We start from the raw sequence: 19,665 nt of genomic DNA, 5'->3' as shown, positions 1-19,665 counted from the left end.
TTTTGATTTTAAAATATTTACTGCATTATTAAATTGTTAACGAATTGAAAACTAATAAATCCGCTTTTTCCTTGAAAGAAATCTATGCTAAGATGGAATACTATTGCGCCTATCAGGAGCGATGTTATAAGGAAGTGGAAGAAAAATTATATTCATTTTCTGTTAGCCAATCGGAAAAAGACGAAATTTTGACTTATCTTATTGAAAATAATTTTATTAACGAAGAACGTTTTGCTCAAAGTTTTGTTCGTGGCAAGCACAATTATAAATTTTGGGGTAAAAATCGCATCGTAAACGAACTGAAATTTCGAAATATCTCTTCTCGAAACATTCAAACTGCTCTTAAAGAAATTCCAGAAGCTACTTATTTGCATAACTTTCACATCTTGGCAGAAAAAAATTGGGAAACCATCACGGAACGAAAAGGACCAAAAAAGAACAAAAAATTCGTCGATTTCTTACTTCGTAAAGGTTATGAAACGAGTTTAATTTATGAGAAGTTGAAAGAGTTGGAAGTGGGGAGTTAGGAGATTGGAGATTGGAGTTGGGAGTTATTACACAGAGATTCACAGAGTAACATTGAGACACACTGAGCTTTAAAAAAACTTTTTAAAGTTCTTTGCAAAACTTAACGAAACTTAGCACCCCTTTAAACCGCAGATTCGCAGATTTTAAAAATTTACTTTGCACTACTTTGTATAACAATAAAACCGCAGATTCGCGGATTTTAAAAATTTACTTTGTGCTACTTTGTGAAAAACTTTGCACTACTTTGTGTAACAATAAAACCGTACTTTTGCAAAAAAAATAATCCATGTTAGAAAATAAAGACCAATCAAGAACCAGTTTATCGCAATTAGGCGAATTTGGCTTAATTGAACACTTAACTAAAAACTTTAGTATTACTCACGAGTCTACAATTAAAAGTATTGGAGACGATGCTGCCGTTTTAGATTTTGGAGATAAAAAAGCGGTAATTTCCACCGATTTATTAGTAGAAGGCGTTCATTTTGATTTGGCTTACATGCCGTTAAAACACTTAGGATACAAAGCGGTTGTTGCGAATGTGTCTGACATTTGTGCGATGAATGCTACTCCAAAACAAATTACAGTTTCGATAGCAGTTTCAAATCGTTTTCCTTTAGAGGCTTTGGAAGAATTATTTGAAGGAATTACGTTAGCCTCAAAAATTTACAATGTAGATGTAATTGGTGGCGATACGACTTCTTCACAAAAAGGATTAATTATTAGCATTACTGCTATTGGTGAAGCAAATCTAGAAGATATCGTATATAGAAACGGAGCGAAAGAAAACGATTTATTAGTGGTTTCGGGTGATATTGGTGCAGCTTACATGGGATTACAAGTTCTGGAACGCGAAAAACAAGTGTTTCAAGTGAATCCAAACAACCAACCGGTTTTAGATGATTACACGTATTTAATCGAACGCCAATTAAAACCAGAAGCACGTAACGACATCAAAGAGTTACTAGAAAAATTAGAAATAAAACCTACAGCTATGATTGATATTTCGGATGGTTTGTCGTCGGAGATTTTACACTTATGTAAGCAAAGTAATGTAGGTTGTAATTTATACGAAGAGAAAATTCCAGTTGATCCGCAATTGATTAATGTGTGTGAAGAATTTAATTTAGACATCACAACCGTAGCATTAAGCGGTGGCGAAGATTACGAATTGCTTTTCACTATTAAAATGGAAGATTTTGATAAAATAAAAGGAAATCCAAATTTCACTGTAATTGGTCACATGGTTGCCGCTACCGAAGGAAATCATTTAATCACAAGAGCTAATACTAAGATTGAATTAAAAGCAAGAGGTTGGAATGCTTTGAGTGAGTAGAGTAAAGTTAAAAAACTATAGCAACGATTTGCTTTCAGTTGTTCTCGATACATTTTTCACAAAATAGCTAAGGCAATTTTATGAAAAACACTCGAAGTGACGCTAGTGGAAAACCGAGAGTTCAGAAAATATAAAAACCCCAAATTTCAGTTGAAGTTTGGGGTTTTTTGTTAATGATTTAAAATTAATAATCTATTTTTTCTAACCTGATTTCAACATCTGATTTTGTAACTTCCTGAAGAATTATATATCCTTTTTTTGCTTTCAAAGGATAAATTTTACCTTTTGATGTTTTTAATTTCACCTTTTGATTTTTAAATTCCCCATCAGCATAGGTTACAATTCCTAAAACCCAATTATCTGGCAAAGCTTCCGCTAATTCAGGAATAATAGTATTTAAAAAACCTCTCTTAACTTCATTATCACCATAGAAGTAAACAAATTCGTCATTCTTGATTTTTTGCGAATACATATAGTCAAATAACCCATTTTTCTCTAAAGTATTTCCGTATGCCGAATAATCATTTATAGTGTTTTTTTGTTTTGCAATTTCTTTAAATGATTCCGCCTTAAAATCCTTATCTAAAATTAAAGTATAAAAATTTTTAATACTTGTACTTTGCCCTGGATTAAAACCTTCACCTACAACTATTGTTTTACCATCTGTAGTAACTCTAAAGTCTAAGAAATGTATAAAATCGCTCTTTAATTTTCCATATTTTGAAATTTCAAAAAACGTATTTAAATCCGTCCAAAACATAAGCTTTTGTTCCACTAGCGATTTTGTTTCAATATCATAAACTCGTTTTGAAATTCCCAAACATTTAGTATTGTCATATTCGCTATCTTTATGAAATTCGAATACCCTTTCAAAAATGAAGATTTTATTGTTTTCAATAAAAAGATTACTTTTTGAGTAGGTATATTTAGCATCATCTCTAGGAATTGTAAACACTTCGCTTCCATTTGTTATGTCTTTTACTTCATAAAAATATTTACTCTTCCCTTTATAGGCTTTACCATAAAACTCTTTACTCAAAATTAAATACTTATCATTAGCAATTTCACGATAATGATTTTCTCCATAATCTTTTGATAAATTATATTTTATTTCCCATTTTTTATTTAAATCTAAATCATAAAAACTATATCCTTTAATATCAGCTTTTTCAAATTCGACTAATCCAGAAAACTCATTTTTACCTTTTAATTCACGCTCATATTTTATAAATCCGCAATTAGGAACTGGGCGAAAAAAATCGGGAAGTACATTTTTTCGCTCAAATTTTTCTAAAATATTTTCATCTTGAATTGTTTTTCCATTTCTTGAAAAATAACCCGGACTAACAACAAAGTTTTTTAAATCTATTTTTTTAAAGAAATAAGAACCATAATCAATTACATCTTCAAAATCTATTGCTATTATTAATTCTCCATTCCTTTTTTTAAGATAATCAATAGTAGGATAAGCACTAAACAACCAGGTGTTCAGATATTCTTGTTGAAATGAATTTGATCCTACTTTATTTAAGTTTTTATCTAAAACAACAAATTCCAATTCGAGAACGGATTTACTTGTTTTATCACTCTGATATAATAAAAAATATCCCCAAACATCGTCTCCATTCTCATCATAAATAATTTTAGAATCTAAAAATCGATTTTTTGACAATTCACTTATTTTTTGAATTTGAGCTTGCAAACCAAGACTTATTAATAAAAAGAATAGGACTAATTTTTTCATTTTAATATTCGTATATTTTTAATATTTGATCTAATGTCGTTTTTCTCAAGTTTCTTATAAAGCTTAAAAACATATTATAACTTTCAGAATGGTAAGGCGAAACGGTTTCCAAATATTGATTTAGTTTGTATTGAATTTTATATTCTGAAATCAAGCGTAGATTATCGTACATCATTTTCTTTAAAATCGGATTTTCTTTGTCTGTTTTTAATAAAATCATGGTTTTGTACAACGATTTACCATATTCTTTTAAATAATACAACATGAAAATTTCATCATACTTACTTTTTGATTTTAATATCAAATAATCTAACTTGTAATATTCAGAAATTTGAAATTCGGTTATCTTAAACTTGTCTTTTAAGTAGGCAACTCTTACATCAATATCGGGATGTGTTCGAAGCGAATCAACGTTCCAAAACTTTGCATTCCTCTGATAGTTATAATCACTAAAATCTTCCGTATCTAACCATTCATCTTGAAAAACAATAGTTGTGTTTTCAAATATTACATGATAATCTTTCTTTGTTAACGAATCTTTTTCTTTATCGATATATTTTAGATTGGCTAATGCTTCAGTTGATTTTAGCAAATACTTTGGATTGGTTTTACTAAAGTAAATAAACCCTAATGAATCTGCTTGATGTTCTTTATCTCGGCTAAATCTCCTGTTATGGTATACAAATTTTTTTACTTCCGCTTTAGCTATACCACTTCTGTTGTACTTAATTTTTTTCAACTCTCTCGCCTTCTCAATCATTTCTTTTGAATTTCCTTTTTTTAAATAGGCTTCAACTGAATTAAAAACATGATCTAACTTTTGATGGGCAATTTCGTGACAAATGATGAAACTCAATTCTAATTCATCATTTACATTTAAAACTAAAGGTAAATTTAGGACAACAATTCCTTCACCATAATTATACGCATTAAATTCTTCGTCTAAGGCTAAAACAATTTTGATGTCGTTGAAATTCTCACTTGAATTATTTTTCTTGATATCACTAAAAATCCTTTCAATTAATGGTGAAATCTCTTTGTGATAAACAAATTTTCCATTTTTTATTTCATCTAAGAAATTGGATTTTTTCTCAACAAAAATCTCTCTTAATTCGGCTTTTACTTTCGAATCTGAAATTTGATTAATAAGTATTTCTGTCTTTCTCGTTTGATTAAGATAGAATAGTTCTAAGTCTTTTTTAAAACCTTCATTATTCAAAGTGTCTAGAAGAATATATTCTTGACAAAAAAGGAATTGAAAAAAGCATGAAAAAATAATTGTATAAAAAGACTTAGCATTCATAAAAACAAATCTAATTTAAAAATCCCAAACTCATATATTGAAATTTGGGATTTATATCTTTGATATCTTGAATTTACATTTTCATTAACCAGTTTCTCATTGAAACTTCGTTATTGATGATATCTCGTAATTCTGAAATCTTCACTCTATCTTGTTGCATTGAATCTCTGTGACGAATAGTTACCGTTTCATCTTCTAATGTTTGATGATCAACCGTAATACAGAATGGCGTTCCAAGAGCATCTTGTCTTCTGTAACGTCTTCCTACCGCATCTTTTTCGTCATACGCTACGTTGAAATCCCATTTTAAATCTTCTATGATTTTGTTAGCAACTTCTGGCAATCCGTCTTTTTTAACTAATGGTAAAACCGCAGCTTTTGTTGGTGCTAAAACCGAAGGCAAACGTAAAACTGTTCTTGTTGAACCATCTTCTAACGTTTCTTCTTGTAACGCTTTAGAGAAAACCGCTAAGAACATTCTATCTAAACCAACTGAAGTTTCTACCACATAAGGTGTGTAGTTTGAATTGGTGTCGTTATCAAAATATTGTAATTTTTTACCTGAGAATTGTTCGTGCGCTTTCAAATCGAAATCAGTTCTTGAGTGAATTCCTTCCAATTCTTTGAATCCGAATGGGAAATTGAATTCGATATCCGCAGCAGCATTAGCATAATGAGCTAATTTTTCGTGGTCATGGAAACGATAATTTTCTTTTCCTAAACCAAGCGACAAATGCCAATTTAAACGCGTTGTTTTCCAGTATTCGTACCATTTCATTTCCTCTCCTGGTTTTACGAAAAACTGCATTTCCATTTGTTCAAATTCGCGCATACGGAAAATAAATTGTCTTGCTACGATTTCGTTTCTAAACGCTTTACCTGTTTGAGCAATTCCGAAAGGAATTTTCATACGACCGGTTTTTTGAACGTTTAAGAAATTCACGAAAATACCTTGAGCCGTTTCTGGACGAAGATATAAATCCATCGCACTTTCAGCAGAAGCTCCTAATTTTGTTCCGAACATTAAATTGAATTGCTTTACATCAGTCCAGTTTTTTGAACCGCTATCTGGACAAGCAATTTCTAATTCTTCAATTAAGGCTTTTACATCAGCAAGGTTTTCTGTCTCTAAAGAGCGCGCCATTCTTTCCAGAATTTCTTTCTTTTTAGACAAATATTCCATCACACGAGGATTGGTTGTTTTGTATTGTTCTTCATCAAATGAAGCACCAAAACGCTCACGTGCTTTGTCAATTTCTTTTTGTGCTTTCTGATTTAATTTCTCGGCATAATCCTCAATTAAAACATCGGCACGGTATCTTTTTTTAGAATCTTTATTATCGATTAATGGGTCGTTAAAAGCATCAACGTGACCTGAAGCTTTCCATGTGGTTGGATGCATTAAAATTGCAGCGTCTAAACCTACAATATTTTCGTGCATTTGCACCATTGCTTTCCACCAGTATTCACGGATGTTTTTCTTTAACTCTACACCATTTTGAGCATAGTCATATACTGCGCTTAAACCATCGTAAATTTCGCTTGACGGAAAAATAAATCCGTACTCTTTTGCATGCGAAACTACATTTTTAAAAATATCATCTTGTTTTGCCATACTGCAAAAGTAAAAATAGGAATGAAATAAAGAAAAGAAATTGAAGAATAAAAATAAGAATTATTGATATTCAAAAATTGTGGTGCCAATTTTAACGAAATCGTGATAAATATTGATTTTATATTTACCTTTTATAGTTTTCTTTTGATCCAAATTAACATAAGTACAAACATCTGTATCTAATTTCTTATAATTTGCATTTACAGAAGCACTATATTGTAATTTAATATTAGTATCCGACTCAACAAAAGTATCTCCTAACGAAATAATTTGATTTTTTGGGTTTACCACTTGTACATAAATTGTCTTTGAACCCGAATGTACCAATTGGTTTTCTTCTAAAGTAAAACAAACTCTTAATTGTTGAATTTTTGCTTCACTCATTTTGTAAGCATCAGAATAAATTTTAACCCCTTTTGCATTAACATTCAAAGCTGTAAGCTGAGCGGTTTTACTTGCTACTTTAGAATTTACAACAGTATTAATTTTTGAAATCGCTTCTTTAGAACCTTGTTGTTTTTTAGCAAAAAACACAATAGAATCTTCTATTGAATTAAACCTTGAGTCCTGTTTTGTTGATTTTCCTGACTGAACTAACTTGATTTGTTCGTTAAATCTTAAACTATCAATTTTATTTTTAACGCTTAAAGAATCGTACTTGTGAAGAATTTCTGTAAGTTGACTTTCTAACACTTTATTTTCTAGTTCAGAGTTTTTAGTATAAGCCTCAAAATCATCTGATATTTTATAATATTTGACACTTAAAAACAATGCCAATAACAGCAATACTAAGATGCTTATTTTGGTTATTTTGTTTTTTCTACGTGTCATTTTATAAACTTTTTTATAAATTTATTCAAAAATGTTAATGTTAGTATAATTAATCGATAAAATGCTAAAATATCTGATAAACTTACTTTTCCCAAAACTTTGCTTGGGTTGCAATGCTTTGCTACTTAACAATGAAAAAATTATTTGTAGCGAATGCAATCACAACTTACCGCATACGAATCATCATTTTTTGGAGCACAATGATACAACAAAAAAATTTTATGGCATAATTCCTATAGAATTTAGTGCATCAATGTTGTATTTTCATCATAAAGGTATTGTTCAAAATTTAATTCATAACCTAAAATATAAAAATCATCAAGAAGTGGGTTCCTTACTAGGTAAATGGTATGCAAAAGATTTAGAAAATATTAGCCAAATACAAACTGTCTCGGAAATTATCCCAGTTCCATTACATAAAAAAAGATTAGAAGAACGAGGTTATAATCAAGTTACTACTTTTTGTGAAGCTTTGTCAAAAGAACTTGAAATACCTTATAATCCTAACCTTTTATACAGAAGTCGTTATTCCAAAACACAAACCAAAAAAGACAAAGAAAATAGAAAAGATATTGCCAACTCCTTATTTGATGTGAATTTCACCGAAGCTGACCAAAACAAACATTTCTTACTTGTTGACGACGTAATGACATCTGGCGCTACACTTGAATCTTGCGCAAAGGCATTGTTAAAAATTCCAAACAGCAAAGTTAGTGTTGTAACCATTGCCTATACGCTATCATAAAAATTACTAAAAATTGTATGTTTGTACTAATTATAGTCGTTATTTTGTAACCACATTATTTGAGAAAATGACAAAATTTAAATACATAGCTTTTTTATTAGCAAGTCTTTTATTATTAACCAATTGCGCTAAGCGCGGAACCATTACTGGTGGTGATAAAGATACCATTGCTCCAAAAATCATCAATAGTAATCCAGATAATTTTACTACCAATTTCAAAGGAAATGAAATCAAAATTAGCTTTGACGAATTGATCAAGGTAAAAGACATCAACAAACAATTGATTATTTCGCCTCCAATGAAAAAACAACCTATCATTGTACCACAAGGAAGCGCAAGTAAGTATATTTCAATTAAAATTTTAGATACTTTGGCACCAAATACGACTTATAGTTTCAATTTTGGACAAAGTATTACCGATAATAACGAAGGAAATTCGTATTCGCAATTCAAATATGTTTTTTCGACAGGAAATTATGTAGATTCTTTAACTGTGGTTGGAAAAGTAAAAGATGCTTACGAACAAAAACCAGATAATTTTGTTTCGATAATGCTCTATGATGCTCAAACATTTACTGATTCAACAGTATTTAAAGAAACGCCTCTTTATATTACCAACACTCTAGACAGTTTAAAAGTCTTTTCATTGGAAAACCTAAAGGAAGGCTCTTATAAAATTGTAGCCATGAAAGATAAAGCTGGTAATAACAAATACAATCCAGCAATAGATAAAATTGGATTTATTGACTATCCAATTACAGTTCCTACCTCAGATATGTTTGAATTAGAATTGTTTCAAGAAAAGAAACCTTTTAAAGCAGACAAACCATCACAGGAAAGTAACAACAAGCTTTTCTTAGGATACGAAGGTGATTTTAAAAACACTAAAATTACTGCTTCTTATAACAATACTCAAGTACCAATTAAAATTGCCAAATTCCCTGAAAAAAACAAAGATTCTGTTCGAATTTTTTATCCAAAAATGAAAATAGATTCTTTACAAATTTCTGTTACTAACAAAGACTATTCTAAAACTTTTAATGCAAAGCTAAAAGATTTAAAAGAAGCAGATTCGCTAGACATTGAAAACAAAACAGGTGGTATTTTAGCGTTTAGAGACGCATTTGTTCTTAAATCAAAAACACCAATAACCGCTATTGATGAATCTAAAATTGTATTACGAAGTAAAGATTCTACAACTGTAAAATTTACCTCAAAATATATTGATTTTGATCAGGAAATTGTTTTTGATTTTGAAAAAAAAGAAGATGAAAAGTACACCATAGAATTACTTCCTGGTGCTATCAAAGACTTTTACGAAACCACAAACGATTCACTAAAATATAATTTTAGTACCAAGCAACTTTCTGATTATGGAAATTTAAAAATCAACATTTCAAACATTAAACGCTTTCCATTTATTGTTGAATTGATGGATAAAAACGAGGTTTTGTATAAAATGAGTTCAACAAAAGAAACAAGTGTTTATTTTGAAACCATTGAACCAAAATTATATACGATAAGAATCATCTACGACGATAATTCCGATAATGAATGGACTACAGGAAATTACTTGGCTAAAAAACAAGCCGAAGAAATTATCTATTTTCCAAAACTAATTGATGTTAGGGCAAACTGGGATGTAGAACAAGATTTTATTTTGGATTAAAGAATTGTAAAATCGTCTCTATCATTAAGAAAATTCAATTTTTGACGGGTTTCTTGTTGGGCATTTTTATCCAATTCGAAGATAAAAACTCCTAATTCATCTTCGCAATCCACAATTGTATTTCCTAAAAAGTCAGTTGCCTTAGAATGTCCAGGATATTCTAATTTATTGGCATCTTCGCCTATTCTATTAACACCAATGGTGTAGCACATATTTTCAATGGCACGCGCTTTTAAAAGAGCATCCCAAGCGTTAATTCGTGGTTTTGGCCAATTGGCAACGTACAATAACAAGTCGTAATTTTCAACATTCCTAACAAAAACCGGGAATCGCAAATCGTAGCAAATTTGTAGACAAATATTCCAATTATTATAATTTACGATTACTTTTTCAATTCCTTTTGTGTACACTTTATCTTCGCCAGCTAAGGTGAATAAATGCCTTTTGTTGTAAAACTGCACTTCGCCAGATGGAAAAACAAACACCATTCGGTTATAGAAATTTCCGTTTTCTTTTATTACTAAACTGCCCGTTATGGCACAAGTTTTCTTTTTTGCTAATTCTTTTAACCAAGCCATTGTTTCGTCTTCCATAGTTTCAGCAACAGCAGATGGATTCATGGTAAAACCTGAAGTGAACATTTCGGGCAAGACAAATAAATCAAATGATTCGTCTTCATTTAAGAAATATTCCTCAATGAATGTTCGATTGATTTCTGGATTTTCCCAAGCTAATTTGGTTTGAAAAAGAGCTACTTTCATTTATCTTATTTTTATTGAATACTCCCATTTATCTGATGGGTGATTATTAGAAATTGACGGTATTAAAACTAATGGCACTCCTCCAATAATGAAGCTTCCTCCAATAATTGCACCCCAACCTCCGGTACCAACTGTTACCACACCAGCAATTATCGCAAAAGAACCATAAACAATGAAAATAGGATTTGCTATGGTTCCAAAAAGTGACTTTTTCTTCATTTTTATGATGTCTTCTAACAGTATAACTTTTTCTTCAATTATAATACTTATGGAATCCTTTATTGTGAATCTTCCATAAAGTTTTTGACCATCTTTTGTCCATACCTTAATACGCTTGTTCTCCTTAATTTCTTTGGTAAAATTAGAATTTAACTTTTGAATAACTAAAATGTTGCTTTGCGATATAACAGCAATTGAAAAAAGAAAGAAAAACAAAAGAAATAGCTGTTTCATATTGACTAATTTATCAGGTTAAAAATACCATTTTATTCTTTCATTTAAGAATGTTTAAGAAATATTTAAAAACAAAAAACGCATCCAAATGAATGAATGCGTTTTTATTATTTTTAAGATTCTATGAATTACTTCACAGATGCTTTTAAAAATTCTCTGTTCATACGAGCAATGTTTTCTAATGAAATACCTTTTGGACATTCAATTTCACATGCTCCAGTATTCGTACAATTTCCGAAACCTTCTTCGTCCATTTGACGTACCATGTTTAAAACACGTTGTGTAGCTTCAACTTTACCTTGTGGTAATAAAGCGTATTGAGATACTTTTGCTCCAACGAATAACATCGCAGAACCATTTTTACAAGTAGCCACACAAGCTCCACAACCAATACAAGCTGCTGCTTCAAACGCTTTGTCTGCATCAACTTTAGGAACTGGAATTGAGTTAGCATCAATAGTATTTCCAGAAGTGTTTACCGATACGAAACCTCCAGCTTGCTGAATTCTATCAAAAGCGGTTCTGTCAACAACTAAATCTTTGATTACAGGGAAAGCCTTACTTCTCCATGGTTCGATGTAAATTGTATCACCATCGTTGAACATTCTCATGTGTAACTGACAGGTTGTAATTCCAGTATCAGGTCCGTGAGCACGTCCATTAATGTATAATGAACAAGACCCACAAATTCCTTCACGACAATCGTGATCAAAGGCAACTGGCTCTTTTCTTTCGTTAATTAATTGCTCGTTTAATTGGTCTAACATTTCCAAAAACGAACTTGCAGTAGAAACATTATCTAATTTATAAGTTTCTATGCTACCTTTAGAATTAGCATTCTTTTGACGCCAAATTTTAAGGTTTATATTGATATTTTTTGCTGCACTCATAATATTTTATTTGTAATTTCTAGCTGCAATTTTAATTTCTTCGTATTTCAATTCTTCTTTGTGAAGTTCTTCTCTACTGATATCATCTCCTTTGTATTCCCAAGCCCCAACAAATTTGAAGTTTTCGTCATCACGTAAAGTTTCTCCTTCAGCATCTTGATATTCTTCACGGAAGTGACCTCCACAAGATTCTTTACGTTGTAAAGCATCCATTGCCATCAACTGACCTAATTCGATGAAATCTGCAACTCTTAATACTTTTTCTAACTCAGGATTTAATTCGTCTGCACTTCCAGGAACATAAACTTCTTTGTAGAAATCTTCTTTTAATTGAGCGATTTCAGCAATAGCTTCTGTTAATCCTTTTTCATTACGACCCATTCCTACTTTATTCCACATAATCAAACCTAATTTTTTATGGAAATAATCAACCGATTTTGTACCGTTGTTGTTTAAGAATTTGCTAATTGAATCTTTTACTCTTGCTTCTGCTTCTAAGAATTCTGGAGAATCTGTTGAGATTTTTCCAGTTCTAATTTCGTCAGCTAAATAGTTAGAAATTGTGTAAGGCAATACAAAATATCCATCTGCTAAACCTTGCATTAAAGCTGAAGCTCCTAAACGGTTAGCTCCGTGGTCAGAGAAATTAGCTTCACCTGCTACGAAACAACCTGGAATAGTAGATTGTAAGTTATAATCAACCCAAACTCCACCCATTGTATAGTGAACCGCAGGGTAAATTTTCATTGGCGTTTCATAAGGATTTTCATCCGTGATTTTTTGATACATCGTAAACAAGTTACCATATTTCTCTTCTAACCACTGTTTTCCTAAAGCTGTAATTTCTTCTGGAGTTGGATTGTGATTTCCTTTTGCGTACGCCGATTGTTTACCTTTAGTTTGAATTTCTGTTGAGAAATCCAGGTATACTCCTTCGTTAGTATCATTTGCTTCGATACCATGTCCTGCATCACAAACTTCTTTTGCAGCTCTTGAAGCCACATCACGAGGAACTAAATTTCCAAAAGCTGGATATTTTCTCTCTAAATAATAATCTCTATCTTCTTCTGCAATTTGCGTTGGTTTTAATTTACCAGCTCTAATTGCTTCAGCATCTTCTTTTTTCTTAGGAACCCAAATACGCCCTGAGTTACGTAACGATTCAGACATCAAAGTTAATTTTGACTGATTTGTTCCGTGAACTGGAATACATGTTGGGTGAATTTGTACATAACATGGGTTAGCAAATAAGGCTCCTTGCTTGTGGATTTTCCATCCTGCAGTTACGTTACTTCCCATTGCGTTTGTAGAAAGGAAATATACGTTTCCATAACCTCCAGAAGCAATAACAACAGCATGTGCTGAATGTCTTTCGATTTCTCCTGTAATCAAGTTACGAGCGATAATTCCACGAGCTTTTCCATCTACTTTAACTAAATCTAACATTTCGTGACGGTTGTACATTTTTACACGTCCTAACCCAATTTGTCTTGATAAAGCAGAATATGCTCCTAATAATAATTGTTGTCCTGTTTGTCCAGCAGCGTAGAAAGTACGTTGTACTTGCGTTCCACCAAACGAACGGTTGTCTAACATTCCACCATATTCGCGTGCGAAAGGAACTCCTTGAGCCACACATTGGTCGATAATATTTCCAGAAACTTCTGCTAAACGGTGAACGTTTGCTTCACGTGCACGGTAGTCACCACCTTTAATTGTATCATAAAAAAGACGGTAAATACTATCACCATCATTTTGATAATTTTTTGCTGCATTGATACCTCCTTGAGCCGCAATTGAGTGTGCACGACGTGGAGAATCTTGAAAACAGAATGCTTTTACATTGTAGCCCATTTCTCCAAGAGAAGCGGCAGCAGAAGCACCTGCTAAACCAGTTCCTACCACAATAATATCGATTTTTGGTCTATTATTTGGAGCAACTAATTTCAAGTGATTTTTATGATCGGTCCATTTGTCTTTTAACGGACCTGCTGGTATTTTAGAATCTAACTTCATAATATATACTGATGTTGATTATTTTTTAAAATGTAAGAAGATTGGAATAATTGCAAATAATAGTGGAACTATAATTGCAAATGCTCTTCCGAAAAACTTGATTGCTGGTGTTAATTTTGAACTAGTAGCTCCAAGCGATTGAAAAGCACTTTGAAAACCATGCCATAAGTGAAATGCCAAAGCTAACATTGCTAAAACATAACCGATTGTAAAAAACAATCCGTATTTAGCATCTTTAAAAAAGTCTACAGTTAATTTGTACAAATCTTTGTAACCTTCAAAAATGACTTCACCCGTTTTTTTGTTTACGATTTTAGTCATGTCTTGCACTTCTAGATCGTATTGCCCTTGTGTTTGCATTTTGATTGTCTCAAAAAATTCTTTAGATAATTTTCCGCTTTGATCCAATTGCATGTAAGGCATTTGAGAATCTTTTGTTCCCACTAACTGAATTTGTTTTTGCCCCATACCATTGTCCATTTCTTTTTGAACTAATGGCATGTTTTTGTCAAAATGCATTTTAGCCCAAAAATTCACCATGTGTGTAGCTATAAACACCATGATAACTGTTCCTAAAACCGCCATATTTCTTGAAGCTAAACTGCTTGAAGAACCATCTGTTTTAGCATAACCAACCGGTCTTGCTTTTTTGTTTTGGATTGTTAACATGATCCCATCAATAGCATGGAATAAAATTGAAATGTAAGTAAGATAAGAAAGTAACTTAACTGCTGGATTGGTGGTCATGAATAATGCATATTCATTAAATTGCTGACTGGTTCCGAAAATCAATTGAAGATTTCCTGCCAAATGCCCCGCCAAAAACAAGCATAGAAATAAACCTGTAAGAGCCATCCAGTATTTTTTTACGATAGATGACTTTAATAGTGCCGATTTTGCCATAATTTTTATTTGATTGTACTAGTTTAATAAAAAATCAAACAAAAATAAGGCTATTTGAAATTAACTACAACCTTTTAGAGCTAATTTATAATGATTTTAAAATGAATTTAACTATCGTTGAATATCAGAAGCTTAGATGCTTAAAATCATAACAACATATACTATTTTAGCAAATATATTTATTTAACATAAGTAGGTATCAATCCTCTTAAGCCCATATCAACCACATTTTCACCTATTGAAGGCTCATATTTACCATCTGAAGTAACTTCTTGCCATTCAAAACTATTGTTAGAGGAAAGTGATAAAGTAATAACTACATCTCGCGTTTCATTACCATTAATAATAAGATTTTGAGCAAATTTTCCAGTTACCACACATGAGCCAGAAGGGATTGGTGAAGTTGCTGCAATTGGGTTTGGAACCGTTGTAGCGCCAGCAGGTGCTTGCCCTGAAGTAGCATAAGGAAAATCATTCAAGGCAAAAGCCCAATAACCTTGCAAACGATTTCCATTTACTGGGAATGAATTATTACCTATTGAATGTGTTGTAATATAATTATTATATCCTACAAAACTCGCTAATTTACCTTGATAATCTGCACCATTGTTGCGAATTGAAATATTGTATTCTTGATAAGCTAATGAAACTCGAACATATTCATAGTTTCCTTGCGCTACTTGACTTAATGGAATTCTCAAAAAAGCTTCGCCTTCACCTACCACAACGGCTTTACTAAAATCAATTGCAACCGAACCTCCTTGAGTGGTTTCATCTGCATGGTATAAAACAGTTCCTTCTGTTAGTTGAGTGTAAGCCGTGGGAGCCAACTCAAAATAATGAGCACTAATTTTCCTAAAATCAGGTGATTGTGCTGCATGACCAGATGGAATAGTAGCAGGTTGACCCAAATTATTCAATCGCACCTGATTGGGGTCAAATTGGAATTTGACTATTAAATGAGGCTCTTCTGATACATCGTCTGAATCCTCACAAGAGAAAAAGGCAAATGCACCTACTATTAAAGAAAATAAAACTACAAATTTCTTCATACTATCGATTGTTTTCTAACCCTGATGGAGTGATAGCTCCCGATAAAATCGGGACTATAACGGAAAGCAGGAATCCAACATTAAACAAAACCCAAACGTTTGGTTTCTAAATTAAGACGATTTTAATACGTTTTTGTTACGTCTTCATCTATAACGAGAATAAAGTCCGCTTTATTGTAATGTTCGGCTTCTAATTTTGTAATATCTTTTTGTTCAACCATGGCAATGGTAACAATTTGTATATCAGCATCTAACTTTCTTAAATACCAATTGATTCCTTCGTAATTATCTGAATGATAGGTTCCGTTGTAATGTACAAAAATGCTGTTTTCTTTTCTGTTTTTATTGATAAAATAAGCCATTGTAGCGTCTTTTATGGCTTGTGCTTTTGGCATTTTCTCTCCAGCATGACCGCCTTGCATACTCATCATCCCTTTATATCCTGGCAAATTAATATCAAATTCTATTGGCAATGGAGCAATCCACGATTTCTCTAGTGCAGAAAGCGAATCCAATGCCACTAAATCTTTTTTAAATACTAACGAAGCGTATCTTCGAGGCACATTTGTAGCGATAAAATTAATTTTTTTTTCTTTTGCAAAATCGACTAAAGGTTTGTAATCGGTTTTATAGTTTTTCCAAAGGCGAGCCGAAGAATCCAATTGTTTTTGATTGATTTCGCCTTTTAGATATTGATCGAGTTGCTTTTGATTATCGGCTTCTAACATTTCGGCACCTAAAACCAATGGCTTTCTTTGAGCCAAATCTTTAGTAAATTCTAATTGCAACCAATGCACTAATGAATTGTCGTGAATTTCACCAAACAAAACCACATCCGTCTTTTCGCTGGCTTTCAAAACTTTTTCATAGGATGATTTTTTACCCTTTTTATCAAAAATTTGATAGGCTTTTTTGTCTTGAGCAACACTTATGATAGTTGCAAATAAAAAAATACTGAATGTTAGTTTTTTCATTACTTATTTTTTTGGAGCTGTGACTTCAAATGATTTGGTTTCCGTTACTTTATCTTTTGAAACTGTCATTTTATATTTCCCAACAGGCAAATAAAACTTCTTGTTTTCAGCTTCTTTAATTTTAATATTTTTATCTTTCTTATTCCACTTTTCAGCTACTTCTTTTGAAAGCAAATAATCGTATGCAAACGAATTCAATCCTTTTTTAGCTTCCACTTTTTGAGTATGAACTAGCATTCCAGCTTCATTTGTAATCGAGACATTCACAATACCATCAACATCTGAATAGAACCAAATAGTTTGCGAAGGCTCACTTGGTTTTCCCCACGCGTAATTTTGAGTTCCCCATCGGTCTGATTTTGTTCTATCGTTTAGTTTAAATAAATGTAGATTTTTAGCCAAAACGTCTTTAGTCAATTCCTGAACTTTAGAAATATCCATTTTATAAATCGAACGACCATGTGTTCCTACGATTAATTCTTTTGCTTTCGTTTGAATTACCGCATCATGAATCGCCACTTTTGGCATTCCGTTTGAGAAATCTTGCCAATTTGCTCCTTTGTCTACCGAAATGAATAAACCATTGTCCGTTCCAACATATAAAATATTCTCATTTGCTGAATCTTCAACAATTACGTTCACTGCTTGAGTTAATCCATTCGAAATTGAAGTCCAAGTCGCGCCAAAATCTTCTGAAACAAATGCATAGCTTTCAAAATTATCGTTTCTGTAACCATTCAAAGTCACGTAAACTCTTTCTTTTTTATGAGACGAAGCGACGACTCTTGAAACCCATAAATTTTGAGGTAAATTACCAGAAATCAATTGCCAAGAAACACCGCCATCTTTCGAAACATGAATTTTCCCATCATCTGAACCTGCATAAAGTAATCCAAATTGGAATTTACTTTCTGAAATAGTCGAAATAGTTCCAAAAGCTACATTTCCTTCTTTAGCTCCGTTTGTTAAATCGCCTGAAATTCTTTCCCAAGTTTCGCCTTGATTCATGGAACGCTGTAAAAACTCCGAACCCATATACAAAATATCTTGGTTGTGCGATGATAATAAAATCGGCGTTTGCCAATTAAAACGATATGGTTTTTCGCCTTTTGGTGCTTTTGGCGTGATGTAATCAAACTTACCTTCTTTCTGATTGATTCTATAGTAGTTCCCAAATTGATAACCCGTAAAAACTACATTTGGATTACGACTATCAATTTGAATTTGCATACCATCACCACCAATTAGTTCTTGATACGGATATTTCCCTTCTTGATGCCAAGCTACATTGTGTGAGTAATTATTTGATCCAAACCAGACGCCGTTATCTTGCATCCCGCCATAGACATTATAATTTTCTTGATAATCCACATTAACCGCATACAACTGACCTAATGCTTCATTATTGCATTTTATCCAATGTGTTCCGTTATCATACGAAATATTCACACCGCCATCGTTTCCGTTAATAATGTGATTTGGATTTTCAGGATTTACCCAAGTTACGTGATGATCGGCATGCACATTTTCTTTTGAAATTACAGTAAATGTTTTTCCACCATCTTCCGAAAATAATAACGGAACTCCACCAATATAAACACGATTTTGATTTTTCTCATTTACCGAAATGTTCGCGAAGTAATAACCATAGGTATAAAACATATCATCGATGTAATTCTGATTCGCTTTTTTCCAAGATTTTCCGCCATCTTCCGATTTGTAAACTTCGCAACCAATTACTTCGGTTTCAAATAACGCTTTATTCGCATCAGACAAAACGGCTAAAACTTCTTTTGGTTCCATATTATTATCAGCAACCCAATTTTTAATGTTTTCCGCACGATATTTATCTCTGAAACCACTTTCTTTCAAAGCAATATTTAGTTCCTTGTTCGAAATTTCCATGAAATCAGCTCCAGGAGTTGACAACATCGTAGTCAATTTATTTTTTGAAGCTGTTTTTGGTCGTTTGTTCTGATTATCAACAACGGCATAAATTACGTTTTCATTAAACATTGCCAAACCAATTCTTCCTACACCTTCATTCGATGGAAATCCGCTTTCTTTGGTTGAAATTAATTTCCAAGAAGTTCCGCCGTCTTCACTTTTATAAATGCCTGATTTTTCTCCATCACCATCAAAATGCCACGCTTTTCTATCTTTTTGCCAAGACGCCGCAAACATGATTTTTGGATTATTTTTAGAAACCGCTAAATCGATAATTCCGGTATCTTCCGCAACGAACAATGTTTGTTTCCAAGTTTTTCCACCATCGGTTGATTTGTAGATTCCGCGCTCTTTATTGGTAGTATATAAATGTCCGACAGCAGCCACGACAATTTCATTCAAATTGCTTGGGTTCACCCAAATTCGGCTAATATGATGCGAATCTTTTAATCCTAAATTTTCCCAAGTTTTTCCTTTATCCGAAGATTTTAAAACGCCAACTCCAGCATAAGACGAGCGCGAAGCATTCACTTCACCAGTTCCTACCCAAATTGTTCCAGAATTCCAATCCACAGTAACTGAACCACAATTTACGGTTTCAGCCGAATCCATCACCGGAGTGAAAGAAGTTCCGTTGTTGTTGGTATACCAAAGTCCGCCTGTTGCATAAGCGACATAAAATTCGGTTGGGTTTTTAGGATTTACGGCTAAATCTACCACACGACCACTCATAATCGTTGGCCCGATATTATTAGCCTCTACTTGATTAAACAAAGAATTTTGAGCGATTGCCGATTGTACAATCAATAAAAACAGGATAGTAATTTGCTTCATCTTGAAAAAATTTGTTGAAAATTAGCCAAAACATTGCACTTCTACAAAATTTCTAAAGTATTTAACA

At 32.4% G+C, this 19,665-nt stretch carries 16 protein-coding genes; 4 read left to right on the top strand and 12 right to left on the bottom strand.

Annotation, left to right across the window (positions count from 1 at the left end):
* Positions 1-92 precede the first annotated feature (92 nt).
* Both C8D80_RS08480 and thiL read left to right on the top strand, forming a co-directional pair.
* The gene (locus C8D80_RS08480) at positions 93-527 is read left to right on the top strand and encodes a regulatory protein RecX (protein ID WP_133609324.1); all 435 of its coding nucleotides are present in this window, start codon (positions 93-95) and stop codon (positions 525-527) included.
* Positions 528-814: 287 nt separating this feature from the next.
* Complete coding sequence (thiL, locus tag C8D80_RS08475; RefSeq protein WP_133609322.1) at positions 815-1,861, top strand: thiamine-phosphate kinase; 1,047 nt, start codon at positions 815-817, stop codon at positions 1,859-1,861.
* A gap of 184 nt (positions 1,862-2,045) precedes the next feature.
* On the opposite strand, the gene C8D80_RS08470 is transcribed toward thiL, so the two are convergent.
* The 4 genes from C8D80_RS08470 to C8D80_RS08455 all read right to left on the bottom strand — a co-directional run bounded on the left by C8D80_RS08470 (position 2,046) and on the right by C8D80_RS08455 (position 7,354).
* Entirely contained in the window at positions 2,046-3,605 is a 1,560-nt protein-coding gene (locus C8D80_RS08470) for a DUF6770 family protein (protein ID WP_133609320.1), read from the bottom strand.
* Between the two features lies 1 nt (position 3,606).
* Positions 3,607-4,908: a M48 family metalloprotease gene (locus C8D80_RS08465; protein ID WP_133609318.1), complete on the bottom strand. Its 1,302-nt coding sequence runs from the start codon at positions 4,906-4,908 to the stop codon at positions 3,607-3,609.
* A 73-nt stretch (positions 4,909-4,981) separates the two neighbouring features.
* Positions 4,982-6,523, bottom strand: a complete 1,542-nt coding sequence (locus tag C8D80_RS08460) for a glycine--tRNA ligase (protein WP_133609316.1) — start codon at positions 6,521-6,523, stop codon at positions 4,982-4,984.
* 60 nt (positions 6,524-6,583) lie between these two features.
* Positions 6,584-7,354, bottom strand: coding sequence for a hypothetical protein (locus C8D80_RS08455; RefSeq protein ID WP_133609314.1), 771 nt, complete (start codon positions 7,352-7,354; stop codon positions 6,584-6,586).
* A gap of 253 nt (positions 7,355-7,607) precedes the next feature.
* On the opposite strand from C8D80_RS08455, the gene C8D80_RS08450 reads away from it, so the two are divergent.
* Positions 7,608-8,099 (top strand): ComF family protein, encoded by a 492-nt coding sequence (locus tag C8D80_RS08450; protein WP_317125874.1) that lies wholly within the window; start codon positions 7,608-7,610, stop codon positions 8,097-8,099.
* Between the two features lie 67 nt (positions 8,100-8,166).
* Positions 8,167-9,768 (top strand): Ig-like domain-containing protein, encoded by a 1,602-nt coding sequence (locus tag C8D80_RS08445; protein WP_133609312.1) that lies wholly within the window; start codon positions 8,167-8,169, stop codon positions 9,766-9,768.
* On the opposite strand, the gene C8D80_RS08440 is transcribed toward C8D80_RS08445, so the two are convergent.
* From C8D80_RS08440 to C8D80_RS08405, 8 genes are all read right to left on the bottom strand, one after another.
* Entirely contained in the window at positions 9,765-10,529 is a 765-nt protein-coding gene (locus C8D80_RS08440) for a nitrilase family protein (protein ID WP_133609310.1), read from the bottom strand. The genes C8D80_RS08445 and C8D80_RS08440 overlap by 4 nt on opposite strands.
* The gene (locus C8D80_RS08435; protein WP_133609308.1) at positions 10,530-10,982 is read right to left on the bottom strand and encodes a hypothetical protein; all 453 of its coding nucleotides are present in this window, start codon (positions 10,980-10,982) and stop codon (positions 10,530-10,532) included. It lies immediately after the preceding gene.
* Positions 10,983-11,110: 128 nt separating this feature from the next.
* Positions 11,111-11,872, bottom strand: coding sequence for a succinate dehydrogenase/fumarate reductase iron-sulfur subunit (locus tag C8D80_RS08430; RefSeq protein WP_133609306.1), 762 nt, complete (start codon positions 11,870-11,872; stop codon positions 11,111-11,113).
* A 6-nt stretch (positions 11,873-11,878) separates the two neighbouring features.
* Positions 11,879-13,888, bottom strand: coding sequence for a fumarate reductase/succinate dehydrogenase flavoprotein subunit (locus C8D80_RS08425; RefSeq protein ID WP_133609304.1), 2,010 nt, complete (start codon positions 13,886-13,888; stop codon positions 11,879-11,881).
* A gap of 18 nt (positions 13,889-13,906) precedes the next feature.
* The gene (locus C8D80_RS08420) at positions 13,907-14,791 is read right to left on the bottom strand and encodes a succinate dehydrogenase cytochrome b subunit (protein ID WP_133609302.1); all 885 of its coding nucleotides are present in this window, start codon (positions 14,789-14,791) and stop codon (positions 13,907-13,909) included.
* 179 nt (positions 14,792-14,970) lie between these two features.
* The gene (locus tag C8D80_RS08415) at positions 14,971-15,843 is read right to left on the bottom strand and encodes a hypothetical protein (protein ID WP_133609300.1); all 873 of its coding nucleotides are present in this window, start codon (positions 15,841-15,843) and stop codon (positions 14,971-14,973) included.
* A 122-nt stretch (positions 15,844-15,965) separates the two neighbouring features.
* Positions 15,966-16,817 (bottom strand): ChaN family lipoprotein, encoded by an 852-nt coding sequence (locus tag C8D80_RS08410; RefSeq protein ID WP_133609298.1) that lies wholly within the window; start codon positions 16,815-16,817, stop codon positions 15,966-15,968.
* A 3-nt stretch (positions 16,818-16,820) separates the two neighbouring features.
* On the bottom strand, positions 16,821-19,598 hold the full coding sequence (locus C8D80_RS08405; protein ID WP_133609296.1) for a VPS10 domain-containing protein: 2,778 nt from the start codon (positions 19,596-19,598) through the stop codon (positions 16,821-16,823).
* Positions 19,599-19,665 lie beyond the last annotated feature (67 nt).

Origin of the sequence: Flavobacterium cheniae, assembly GCF_004363695.1 — a bacterium.
GTDB classification, from domain to species: Bacteria; Bacteroidota; Bacteroidia; order Flavobacteriales; family Flavobacteriaceae; genus Flavobacterium; species Flavobacterium cheniae.
This window is presented reverse-complemented; position numbering and strand designations above follow the sequence as displayed.

Coding starts and splice junctions, on each gene's coding strand:
- C8D80_RS08435 (WP_133609308.1), bottom strand. CDS start 10,982: ATGAAACAGCTATTTCTTTTGTTTTTCTTTCTTTTTTCAATTGCTGTT.
- C8D80_RS08450 (WP_317125874.1), top strand. CDS start 7,608: ATGTTGTATTTTCATCATAAAGGTATTGTTCAAAATTTAATTCATAAC.
- C8D80_RS08415 (WP_133609300.1), bottom strand. CDS start 15,843: ATGAAGAAATTTGTAGTTTTATTTTCTTTAATAGTAGGTGCATTTGCC.
- C8D80_RS08405 (WP_133609296.1), bottom strand. CDS start 19,598: ATGAAGCAAATTACTATCCTGTTTTTATTGATTGTACAATCGGCAATC.
- C8D80_RS08460 (WP_133609316.1), bottom strand. CDS start 6,523: ATGGCAAAACAAGATGATATTTTTAAAAATGTAGTTTCGCATGCAAAA.
- C8D80_RS08470 (WP_133609320.1), bottom strand. CDS start 3,605: ATGAAAAAATTAGTCCTATTCTTTTTATTAATAAGTCTTGGTTTGCAA.
- C8D80_RS08420 (WP_133609302.1), bottom strand. CDS start 14,791: ATGGCAAAATCGGCACTATTAAAGTCATCTATCGTAAAAAAATACTGG.
- C8D80_RS08455 (WP_133609314.1), bottom strand. CDS start 7,354: ATGACACGTAGAAAAAACAAAATAACCAAAATAAGCATCTTAGTATTG.
- thiL (WP_133609322.1), top strand. CDS start 815: ATGTTAGAAAATAAAGACCAATCAAGAACCAGTTTATCGCAATTAGGC.
- C8D80_RS08425 (WP_133609304.1), bottom strand. CDS start 13,888: ATGAAGTTAGATTCTAAAATACCAGCAGGTCCGTTAAAAGACAAATGG.
- C8D80_RS08430 (WP_133609306.1), bottom strand. CDS start 11,872: ATGAGTGCAGCAAAAAATATCAATATAAACCTTAAAATTTGGCGTCAA.
- C8D80_RS08440 (WP_133609310.1), bottom strand. CDS start 10,529: ATGAAAGTAGCTCTTTTTCAAACCAAATTAGCTTGGGAAAATCCAGAA.
- C8D80_RS08465 (WP_133609318.1), bottom strand. CDS start 4,908: ATGAATGCTAAGTCTTTTTATACAATTATTTTTTCATGCTTTTTTCAA.
- C8D80_RS08445 (WP_133609312.1), top strand. CDS start 8,167: ATGACAAAATTTAAATACATAGCTTTTTTATTAGCAAGTCTTTTATTA.
- C8D80_RS08480 (WP_133609324.1), top strand. CDS start 93: ATGGAATACTATTGCGCCTATCAGGAGCGATGTTATAAGGAAGTGGAA.
- C8D80_RS08410 (WP_133609298.1), bottom strand. CDS start 16,817: ATGAAAAAACTAACATTCAGTATTTTTTTATTTGCAACTATCATAAGT.